Annotated in this window: 4 protein-coding genes and 1 pseudogene; 1 reads left to right on the top strand and 4 read right to left on the bottom strand. The window is 57.8% G+C overall.

The window, feature by feature from the left end:
• Window positions 1-123 (top strand): annotated as a pseudogene (locus tag H7850_RS11325) (IS1595 family transposase); the annotation flags it as partial.
• A gap of 66 nt (window positions 124-189) precedes the next feature.
• On the opposite strand, the gene H7850_RS11320 reads toward H7850_RS11325, so the two are convergent.
• The 4 genes from H7850_RS11320 to H7850_RS11305 all read right to left on the bottom strand — a co-directional run bounded on the left by H7850_RS11320 (window position 190) and on the right by H7850_RS11305 (window position 5911).
• The gene (locus H7850_RS11320; protein WP_227369634.1) at window positions 190-1803 is read right to left on the bottom strand and encodes a glucan biosynthesis protein; all 1614 of its coding nucleotides are present in this window, start codon (window positions 1801-1803) and stop codon (window positions 190-192) included.
• 157 nt (window positions 1804-1960) lie between these two features.
• A complete protein-coding gene (locus H7850_RS11315) occupies window positions 1961-2338 on the bottom strand; it encodes a hypothetical protein (protein WP_227369633.1) in 378 nt (125 codons plus the stop codon).
• A gap of 171 nt (window positions 2339-2509) precedes the next feature.
• Window positions 2510-3850: a sulfite oxidase gene (locus H7850_RS11310; RefSeq protein WP_227369632.1), complete on the bottom strand. Its 1341-nt coding sequence runs from the start codon at window positions 3848-3850 to the stop codon at window positions 2510-2512.
• A gap of 192 nt (window positions 3851-4042) precedes the next feature.
• Window positions 4043-5911, bottom strand: coding sequence for a TonB-dependent receptor domain-containing protein (locus tag H7850_RS11305; protein ID WP_227369631.1), 1869 nt, complete (start codon window positions 5909-5911; stop codon window positions 4043-4045).
• Between the last annotated feature and the right edge of the window lie 89 nt (window positions 5912-6000).

The raw sequence follows: 6000 nt of genomic DNA, 5'->3' as shown, positions 1-6000 counted from the left end.
GTGGGGACAGCGTATTTACCGAATTACTTGGCATGGCGGCGGTTGTTTGAAACTGCAAAGTCAACTGAGGAGGCGTGGCTTCGGGCGGCGATCGGCCTCGACCAACAGCAGATGCCAACATAGCCATTTAAATACAGTATAAGGCGGTATCGTCGATCTGCAACTCACGAAAAATTGAAAGAGAAGGTATTAAAGGTGTCCGGGATTGCGTAGTTCCCTCTCATCGCCCGGTGGCGGCGTCCACTGGTACATCCAGGTCTCGGTCAAGGGTTTGTCGTCGCCTTTCAACGTGAGATAGAGGCTCAGGTTGATATGATCGGTGCCCTCGTCCGGTGGGACTACATCGAACATGGCCCGGTAGCCCTGGATCGCGTGCAAGGGACGCGCCGAGGTAATCTCGATCCGACCGGCTGAATTCTTGATATTTGGCACGACCTCGACCTCCTGGTCCGCATTGAAGGGAAATGGGCCTCCCTTGAAGTCGATGACGAAACGCCAGCTGAAATATTCGCGAACTTGACCGACCACGCCGCCGATGCCAGTACGGGTAGCCACGCAGCGAGCCAGCTGGGTTTCTGCGGGAGGGCGCTCACGCCAATAGATCCGATAGCCATAGAGCAATTCGCTACCCGGCTCGACTGGCTTTTCAGGGTTCCAGAACGCCACGATGTTGTCGAAGGTTTCATCCAGGGTAGGAATCTCCACCAGCTGGATTGCTCCAGCCCCCCAATCACTCTTGGGCTCGATCCATACGCTCGGGCGTTGATCGTAGAAAACACCGTCATCCTGATAGTGATCGAAATTGCGGTCGCGTTGAATCAGGCCGAAGCCCTTGGGGTTTTTATCCTGATAGGCGTTGAAGCGCAGTCTGGGTGGATTGGCAAGAGGACGCCACAGCCACTCATCCTTGCCTGTGTGCATGGAAAGGCCATCGGAGTCGTGAATTTCCGGGCGCCAGTCCCAGCCGGCCTGTCGATCGTTCTCGCCCACCATATACATGCTGGTCAAAGGCGCTATACCCAGGCGCTCGATACTCTTTCGGGGGTAGAGAGCGGCGTCCACATCCATGACGACGCCGTTGCCGGCAGTAATGACAAAGCGATAGGCACCGGTGACGCTGGGAGATTCCAGCAGGGCATAAACGGTGACCATGTCCTGTCCGTCGTCGGGCCGTTCGAGCCAGAAGCGGGTAAAGTTCGGGAACTCTTCGGGCTTCATCATGCCCGAATCGATGGCCAGCCCCCGGGCGGACATGCCGTACTGCATCGATTTGCTGACGGCCCGGAAATAACTGGCGCCCAGAAAGGAGGCTACATCACGCGTCCAGTCGCTTTTGTGATGGATGCGAAAGCCGGCGAAACCAAGGTTCTCGGGTAGTGCGTCCCCCTCGATATCGGATTTGCCGTAATCGAACATCGTCGGGTCGTAGGCGATTTCTTGAGCTTGACCTTCGACGATGTCGTAGATGCGCACCGGCTTTTTGAAATACAGCCCGAGATGAAAGAGCTGGGCACGCAGGTTCGACTGTTCATTGTCGGCCCATAGGGCATGGTCCGACTTGAAGCTGATGGCCTGGTAGTCCTCCCAGCTCATGTCCTGTAGCTGTTCCGGCAAGATATCTTCAGAAGTCGAGGGGTCCTGCTGAGACAAATGTCTTGCCAGCCCCTTGAGCCAGGCGTAATCGAAGGACTTTTCAGGACCAATCGATTTGGTTGGCCCGTCGGTGATAGCAAATACGGACGAAAGAGGCAGAAACGCGCCGCTCATTACGCTCGCGGCTTTCAAGAAATCGCGTCGATTCATGCTGGTCATCCCGGAGCTTGTTGCTTCGTGCATACGCTACGTTAGCCGTTGGTAAATCGCTATAGAGCGGTGGTTCAACGCGAGTATGAAAAACCCCCTACGATTGGATGGGATTCAATCCTAGGGGGCAAGTACCAAGGCTGTTGCGATCAGATGTTTAACCTGACGCGTCGCTGGTTTGCTTGTAGGGGTTATCTGGCAACAGCTCGCGAGCTAGGGGTGGGCGTCGGGCATCCTCCTTGGGGCCGTAGTGCTTGGCCAGATAGTCCAGGATGGTGCTTTCCATTTCCGGCTGGAATTGCCACAGGCCTTGAGTCTTCTGCATCCAGCGAATGAGATATTCCCAGCGATTTCGTGAACCGCTGTTTTGGGTCACCAGCTTGGCTGAATGACAGGCGGTGCAGTTGGCGTTGACTACCTGCCAACCCTCATCAATAACGAAACCGCTGTCTGGATCGGTTTCCTGGGCTTGCCCTGAAAGAGGCAAGAAGGCGGCTATCACCAGCGCGACGCCAATCGTGTTTTTTGCGTTCATGAGCGTCTCCTCAGAGGGTGTTTACAAAACAGGCGAACGAAGACAAGACAAGGCGAAATTGGTCAAAAAAAGCGCAGTTTACATGGCGTAAATGAGCATTTTGGCCGGGCTCGCGTACGAGGACAATTTCAACGATGTATTGCCGAGTGCAGACATTTTGTTGATACCCTCTCAGGCGACCTGGACCGCTATACGGTGGCAGGCGTTGTTGAGATAGCCCTTGGGGTTCCAGCCGGGCACGACCATGGGCTGGGCATTGCCTTCGCTATCTACGGCCTTGGCCCAGACTTCGTAATAGCCCGGCTCGGGAAAGGTGACCTCGGTGGTGAAACGCTGCCAGGCCAGCCGGTTGGGCGCCTCCTTGAGTTCGGCTTTTTGCCAAGTGACGCCGAAATCCGTGGAAACCTCTACCTCCTTGACCGATAGATCTCCCGCCCAGGCATGGCCGCGCACCTCGAGAGGGCCGGGATCTGAATGAGTGATGCCGGACTTGGGAAAGGTGATCAGAGACTTCACCGGCATGGCATGGATGGTCACGAACTCGTCGAGCGGTACATCCGTACCTGGCGCCACCGGGTGCTTGGGCACACTGTAGGAGGGCGGGGCCATCTTTGCGCCATCATGTTTCTGATTACGGATGACGATCTTGTTGAGCCATTTACCGGACACCGAGCCAGGCCAGCCACCGCAGACTAGGCGTAGCGGATAACCGTTCTGGTAGGGAATGTCTTCATCATTCATTGCCCAGGCGATCAGGGACTCATCCTCCAAGGCTTTTTCCATAGGTACGCCCCGGGAGATGGGTTCTTTCTTCGGATCGCCGCTGATATGAGTGTCGGCGCCATAATAGCCGATGTACACCGCATCATTCTTGATGCCGCAGGCTTCGAGCACATCCTTCACGCGCACCCCGGTATAGGAGGGGCAGGCCACGGCACCGGTGGTCCATTGGTTGCCGCTGGCAGAAGGGTTGAATTCCGCACGGCCATTGCCGCCACACTCCACCGTCAATTGATAGGTGTGCTGATCGAACTGCTTCTTGAGTTCGGCGATGGTGAAGCTCTTGGGGTTCTGACAGGATTCGCCGGCAATCTCCAGCGTCCAACTGTCGACATCGATACCCGATTGCTCCGGGGGCAAGCCGTTGTTGCGCACGAACATGTACTTGGCCGGTGTCACGTCATCATCGAGCAGATGGGGCGGTGTTTCCGCATTGACGGGGCGGTCGTTGAGTACGGTCAGTCCTTCCTTGCCTTCGATGCTGAAAGGCTCATCGCTTTGGGCCAGCGCCGCCGGGATCAGCCCGCTGGGCATCTTGTCGGCAAATGGGATGGAAGCTCCCACTGCGGCGGCCATGGCCAGCAGGCTGCTGCGTTTGAGAAAGCCGCGTCGGCTGAGCGGGTCGGTTTCCCGATCCCAGAGTTCCTTGTCCGCGGCTAGAGGATCTTCAGCATAGAGTTCGTGAATGCCCCGGGTCTTTTCATCGTGAGGTCCTGAGGGGGTCTTGCTCATTGTTATGTTCCTTTTTGTCGGGCAACAATCGTTATTATCGGCATCGCGGTGATCTCTGCGACAAAAGACCACACAATGTTCTACAAAGATTAGCAGTTACTCGACAGGAAAAGCAGAGACGGGATGGTGCCAACCGGGCTGGATGGTTGGCACCAGTTCAAGGGTTTCGGGGCGATAAAGACAAGAGGCCGCTCAGTAGCGTACGGTAACGCCTCCTTCCACGTAGCGATCCCGGGTGTTGTAGCCATCGACGAGCTGATACTGCTTGTCGAGGACGTTCTCGACCTTGGCGGAGAGTTCGACTTTCGGCGTGACCTGCCAGGATGTGCGCAGATCGAGCAGCCCGAAGCCGCCTACCTCGGCGCCGCCGTAGGAAGTGCGTTCGCTGTAGGCGCGTAGCGTCGACCCCACTTGAACCTGATCGAGCAGGGCGTAATCGACGTCCAGTCGGGCAAACCGCTCGGCCCGATTGAGCAGACGATCGCCTTCCTCGATGCCGGCGAAAGGATCGGACCACTGGCGCACTTCCGGGTCCTGAAAAGTCAGCGCCAGGCGCGTGGCCAGCCGCTTACCTTCCCAGCCGCCGGAGAGTTCCACGCCGCGAATACGGGCCTCGTCCACGTTGCGATAGCTGCCGTCGAGAAATCCCCCGGTATAGACGATCAGGTCATCGATGCGATTCTCGAATGCTGTGATTCGCGTATCGAAATTATCCCGGCGATATTCCCAGAAGGCCTCGACGTTCTTCGCGGTTTCCGCCTCCAGATCCGGGTTGGGATCAAACGTGCCATACAGATCGCTCAGGCTTGGCGCCTTGTAGGCGGTGGCATAGCTGGCGCCCAGGCGCTGATTGGGGCTCAGACGATAGCCGTAACCCAGGCTGCCGGTGGTCTCGTCGTCGAACAGGGAATCGTCGTCATAGCGCAGCGAGCCGGAGAGCTGATGGGCGCCGTATTCACGCTCCACCAGGCCATAGAGGCCGACATTCTCGCGGCTGTCCTTTTCATAGTTCTGATTCGCTCGGTTCGAGAAGTCGACGCTTTCATGCCGGTAATCGACCCCGAGCGTGGTGACGCCATTAGCCTGATAGAACAGATTCTGCAGACCCACCTCATCGCGCTTGGTGGCGGTGCGGGACTGGCGTTCGTTGCGATAATACTCCCGGCGCACCTCGTCGAAATGACCGGCGGTAATGCCGATATCCCAATTCGGCTGCAATGCGATATCCACTCGGCCGCCGATGCTCTGCTGATAGCCTTCGCTCGTGCAGTCGCTAGAGGGGGGCGCGAGAAAGTCGCCGCTACGAAAACAGTTGTCGTAATCCGCCTTGAAGTCCTGACGCAGAGCGCTGACCCGGGCACTGACCCGCTCATCGAAACGATGGGATAGAGAGAGTTGGCCGCCGCGCCCGGTGTAGCCGTCGCGCTCATTGCTGTCATCGCCTGTGTGGGCATTGAAGCCGTCGGTTTCACGATTGAACAGAGTGGCGTTGAGCCGAGTATCGTCGCCGCCCGTGCCGACCCAGAGATTCTGGCGCTGGCTGTCGTTGCCGCCAACACGAGCTGTCAAAGCGGCCTGGGTGCCTTCCTGGCTGCCTTGGCGAGTAAAGATCTGAATCACGCCGCCAATGGCGTCCGCGCCATAGGTCGTGGCCCGAGGCCCACGCACGATCTCGATACGCTCGATGGCGGACGGGTCGAGAAACTCGAGGCTGGTGCCGCCATCCACCGCGGAATTGAGGCGTACGCCATCCACCAGCACGACGCTGTGATTGGAGTTGCTGCCGCGCAGGAAGAGGCTACTGATGGTGCCCGGCGGTCCGTTCTGGGTGATTTCGACCCCGGCCCGGGCCTGCAACAGATCGATGACCGACTCCGCCTGCAGACGCTCGATTTCCTCTCGCTCGATGATGGTGGTGCTGGCCAGCACGTCCGTCTGGGATTGGGGTAGTCGGTTGGCGGTGACCTGGATATCGTCCAGATTCAGGCCTTGCTGGGCATGGGCTGTTCCTGCGGTCAGGGCCGCGATCGCCAGCCACAGGGTGTTCTTCTTGTACAACATGATGATTGTGTTCCTCACGCGCGTAAATTGTGTGTTGCTTCGATACGCAATGAGAAGGACAAATTGTGACGACTCACAGGAAGTGCCGC

The organism is Halomonas sp. M20 (assembly GCF_020622265.1).
In the GTDB taxonomy this organism is placed as follows: Bacteria; Pseudomonadota; Gammaproteobacteria; order Pseudomonadales; family Halomonadaceae; genus Modicisalibacter.
Note: the sequence above shows the minus strand (reverse complement) of the source record. Positions and strands in the feature narration are given on the sequence as shown.

Bases quoted from the DNA above. Each gene is read 5' to 3' on its own strand.
- H7850_RS11320 (WP_227369634.1), bottom strand. From the start codon at position 1,803: ATGAATCGACGCGATTTCTTGAAAGCCGCGAGCGTAATGAGCGGCGCG.
- H7850_RS11315 (WP_227369633.1), bottom strand. From the start codon at position 2,338: ATGAACGCAAAAAACACGATTGGCGTCGCGCTGGTGATAGCCGCCTTC.
- H7850_RS11310 (WP_227369632.1), bottom strand. From the start codon at position 3,850: ATGAGCAAGACCCCCTCAGGACCTCACGATGAAAAGACCCGGGGCATT.
- H7850_RS11305 (WP_227369631.1), bottom strand. From the start codon at position 5,911: ATGTTGTACAAGAAGAACACCCTGTGGCTGGCGATCGCGGCCCTGACC.